The organism is Rhodovulum sp. (assembly GCF_011048875.1).
GTDB lineage: Bacteria > Pseudomonadota > Alphaproteobacteria > Rhodobacterales > Rhodobacteraceae > Rhodovulum > Rhodovulum tesquicola.
This window is the reverse complement of record NZ_DSDD01000196.1, coordinates 1-3,030: the sequence shown is the minus strand read 5'-3', so window position 1 is coordinate 3,030 and position 3,030 is coordinate 1. Positions and strand designations below refer to the sequence as shown.

The following is a 3,030-nucleotide window of genomic DNA, read 5'->3' as shown; positions in this document are numbered from 1 at the left end:
GCATCGAGCCGGATGTTGATCGTGTTCAGCACCGCCCCGCAGGCGGGCACGCCGAAATGCGCCTCGGCCTGGGCGGGGATGTTGGGCAGGAGCGTCGCCACCACGTCGCCCGGCCTGACCCCCATCGCGGCAAGGGCCGAGGCCAGCCGACTGCTTCGGTCGTGATACTGCCGGTAGGTGTAGCGGCGGGCGCCATGGACCAGCGCCTCGCGGTCGGGCCAGACCTGCACGGCGCGGTTCAGGAAGGACAACGGCGTCAGCGGCACGAAATTCGCCGCGCATTTTTCCAGACCCGTTTCGTCGGACAGCCAGCCCATGGTTCCTTGCCTCCCGGTGCTTCGTTGGACGGCGCCGAGTTTGGCCCCGCCGCACGGCTTTGAAAAGGGCTGTCGCGTGCCTTTCGCGCCGCCGCGGGGTCGGCGACTCGTCCGGCCGGGCGGGGCAGGGGCGACGAGCCCGGCGCCTGAATCATGGTTAACTTTTCCTTGACAGACCGCGATCCCCGGCTGCGCCACGCCATTTCACAGGCCCCGGGCGGCGGTGCCGCAAAGCCATCCCAATCGCGTCGAACTGGCGTCCGAAGACCGGGGGTAAGGGTCTGTTGGCGAACAGGCGGCACCGATGACCCCGGTCCATGGCGAGGCAGGGACGGCGGCAGCATTCCGGGGGAACGGATGATGGAATTCACGATCGACTACGAAGGGTGCGAACCCGCTTCGGGCTTTGACGACGCCCTTGTCCCGGGCGGGCCGCATTCAGGCGGGGGCCTGTCCGCCGCCGGGATCGCGGGGCTGGCCTCGGGCTTTGCCGCCGGGACCGAGATCGCCATCACGACCGGCTGGCGCGCGGTCGAGGCGCTGGCCCCGGGCGACCGGGTGCTGACCTTCGATCACGGCTCGCAGCCGGTGCGTGCGGTCCGGCGCGGGGTCCTGTGGCGCGGCTGGACGCCCTGTCCCCAACCGCTCTGGCCGCTTCTGGTGCCCGAGGGGGTGCCGGGAAATTCCGCGCCGCTGCTGCTGTTGACCGAGCAAAGCGTGATGGTCGAACCCGACCTGGCCGAAGAGCTTTACGGAGATCCCTTCGTGCTGCTACCCGCGCGCTATCTCGAAGGTGCGCTGGGCATCGAACGCGTCGCGCCCCGGCTTGGCCTGGCGCTGGAGGTGATCGTGCCGCTGTTCGACCGGCCCGAGATCGCCTGTGCCAGCGGTGCCGCGCTGGTGTTCTGCCCCGCCCGGGGCGAGGGCGAGACCGTGCCGGAGAACCGGCTGGGCGAGTTGCAGAGGACCGCCGATTGCGACTATGCCCGCCCCCGTTTCCCGCGCGAGGCGCGCCGGCTTGGCCCGGCGCTGGAATACCAGCCCCCGGCAGGCGAGCCGCCCTCCGCGCCCGCGCCGCGTCAGGCCGCCTGAGCCGCCGGACCGAAACGGCCATAAAAGGTCTCGTCGCGCTCGGCCATCTCGCGCAGCAGGTCGGGTGGCGCAAAGCGGGGTCCGTGGCGCGCGGCCAGATCGTCGCAGAGCGTGACCGCGCGGTCCGTCCCGATCATGTCCAGCCAGGAGAAGGGCCCGCCAGACCAGGGCGCAAAGCCCCAGCCCAGGATCGCGCCCACGTCACCCTCGCGGATATCCGTGAGAACGCCCTCCTCCAGCGCGCGGACAGCTTCCAGAACCTGCGCGAACAACAGCCGGTGCTGCACCTCGGACAAGTCCGGCTGATCCGCGGCGCGCGGGTAATGGCCAAGCCCCTGCCAAAGCCCCACACGCTTGCCCTCCGGGTCGTAGGCATAGAACCCGGCACCCGCCTTGCGCCCCAGCCGCCCCTGGTCGGCCAGCCAGAACAGCACATCGTCCACCGCGCCGTCCGGATAGGCCGCGCCCATCGCGGCGCGGGTCGCCCGGGCGATCTTGACGCCAAGGTCGATCGAGGTCTCGTCCACCAGTTGCAGCGGCCCCAGCGGCATCCCCACCAGTTTCGCTGCATTCTCGACCAGCGCGGGGGCGATGCCCTCGCCGACCATGCGGATGCCCTCGTTGATATAGGGGATGATGCAGCGATTGGCGTAGAAGAAGCGCGCGTCGTTCACCACGATCGGCGTCTTGCGGATCTGGCGCACGAAATCCAGCGCCTTGGCCGCCGCCCGGTCGCCGGTCTCGCGCCCGCGGATGATCTCGACCAGCATCATCTTCTCGACCGGGCTGAAGAAATGGATGCCGATGAAGTCGCCTGGCCGGTCGGCGGCGCGGGCCAGATCGGTGATCGGCAGGGTCGAGGTGTTTGTCGCAATGATGCAAGTCTCGCCCACCGCTGCCTGCACCCGTTTCGTGACCTCGGCCTTGATGCCCGGGTCCTCGAACACCGCCTCGATCACCAGATCCGCGCCGGAAAGTGCCGAGTAATCCGTGGTGGCGGTGATGCGGCCCAACAGATCGGCCTTCTTCTCGGAGGTTGCCTTGCCGCGCGCGATGCCCTTGTCCATGTAGGATTCGGTATGGGCGCGGCCCTTGTCGGCGGCCTCTTGCGACTGGTCGACCAGCACCACCTTGATGCCCGCCTGCGCGGCCACAAGCGCGATGCCCGCCCCCATCATGCCCGCGCCGATCACGCCGAGCTTCTTTACCGTCTGGTCGGGCACGTTCGCGGGCCGCAAGGCGCCCTTTTCCAGCGCCTCCTTGTTGATGAAGAGCGAGCGGATCATTGCGCCCGAAGACGGGTTCATCAGCACATGCGTGAACCACCGCGCCTCGATCCGGATCGCGGTGTCAAAGGGCACCAGCGCGCCCTCGTAGACCGCACTCAGCAGCGCCCTGGCGGCCGGATAGACCCCCCTGGTCTTGCCGTTCACCATGGCGCTGGCGCCGACGAAGGTCATGAAGCCCGCCGGGTGATAGGGCGCGCCGCCGGGCATCCTGTAGCCCTTCTCGTCCCAGGGTTTCACGATGGCCGGGCCCGACAGGACCCATTCCTTCGCCGCCGCCACCGGATCGTCGACCACCTCGTCGATCAGCCCCGCCGCTTTCGCCTTTTTCGGGT

The 3,030-nt window shown here is 69.2% G+C and carries 3 protein-coding genes; 1 reads left to right on the top strand and 2 read right to left on the bottom strand.

What is annotated here, in order from left to right; translation table 11 throughout:
* Positions 1-317: AMP-binding protein (locus ENN83_RS06855; protein ID WP_287185477.1), on the bottom strand; the 317-nt coding region annotated here is incomplete at its 3' end.
* A 360-nt stretch (positions 318-677) separates the two neighbouring features.
* Here ENN83_RS06855 and ENN83_RS06850 point away from each other — a divergent pair.
* The gene (locus tag ENN83_RS06850; protein WP_287185476.1) at positions 678-1,409 is read left to right on the top strand and encodes a Hint domain-containing protein; all 732 of its coding nucleotides are present in this window, start codon (positions 678-680) and stop codon (positions 1,407-1,409) included.
* On the opposite strand, the gene ENN83_RS06845 is transcribed toward ENN83_RS06850, so the two are convergent.
* Positions 1,397-3,030: 3-hydroxyacyl-CoA dehydrogenase NAD-binding domain-containing protein (locus ENN83_RS06845; protein WP_287185474.1), on the bottom strand; the 1,634-nt coding region annotated here is incomplete at its 5' end. The two genes, ENN83_RS06850 and ENN83_RS06845, sit on opposite strands and share 13 nt — an antisense overlap.